General features: G+C 61.0%; 1 protein-coding gene. It reads left to right on the top strand.

Annotation, left to right across the window (positions count from 1 at the left end; genetic code table 11):
- Positions 1–400 (top strand): hypothetical protein (locus IL54_RS24765; RefSeq protein ID WP_193378808.1); only part of this gene is annotated, 400 nt, incomplete at both ends.

Here is a 400-nt window from a genome sequence, read left to right on the forward strand (position 1 = left end):
ACAAAGACGCGCCGCCCTCCATTGACGATATCACCACTTCCGAAAAAGCCATTGATCCGCTGGTTGCGCGTGCGCTGATCGCTATATTCGAAGCCGGCGAGCAGCACGTGGCGGACGGGGCCGGTGGTGACGGTCCAGACGAGATCGTTCTGGTTGAGCAGGTTCTTGCGCGTCGTGGGATCGCTATATGCCTCGAGGCCGACGCTCTGGACGGCGTCGCGCGGGGTGGCCGGGGTTACCGCAAAGGCGTTCCGATAGAGCTTGTCATAATCTCCGTAGAGGACCCGACTGGTTACGGTCAGGTTGTCGCTAAACCGATGCTCGATGCGCCCGCTCAGGACCTTAGCCCGTCTTATTCACCGGCGGCATGGGATGGGGTTGGCGGACGTGGCGTAAGTTA

The sequence above is a fragment of the Sphingobium sp. ba1 genome, assembly GCF_000743655.1.
In the GTDB taxonomy this organism is placed as follows: domain Bacteria; phylum Pseudomonadota; class Alphaproteobacteria; order Sphingomonadales; family Sphingomonadaceae; genus Sphingobium.